The 251-nt window shown below is 63.7% G+C and carries 1 pseudogene; it reads right to left on the bottom strand.

The annotated features are described in order from the left end of the window. Nucleotides 1–125: 125 nt before the first annotated feature. Nucleotides 126–251, bottom strand: a pseudogene (locus J1M41_RS11205) (IS30 family transposase); the annotation flags it as partial.

Here is a 251-nt window from a genome sequence, read left to right as displayed (position 1 = left end):
ACGACCTGCTCGGGGGTGTGACGCTTCCTGCTGTTCGTCATGATCTGACCAGTCTCCCTGCCCGCGACCGCGGGCAACAGGACGACTCTCATAACGACTGGACCTACGAAACGGGGTCAGCCCACCCGCGGCTCGCGCAGAGCCCGTCCGGTGCGTAGGCACCCGACGAGTTCGCGTTTGAGTGCGCCCCGTCCCTCGACGAACAGGGACTGATAGATCGCCTCGTGAGAGATCCGCATGGACACATCATC

The organism is Micrococcus sp. KRD096 (assembly GCF_017168495.1).
In the GTDB taxonomy this organism is placed as follows: domain Bacteria; phylum Actinomycetota; class Actinomycetes; order Actinomycetales; family Micrococcaceae; genus Micrococcus; species Micrococcus luteus.
This window is presented reverse-complemented; position numbering and strand designations above follow the sequence as displayed.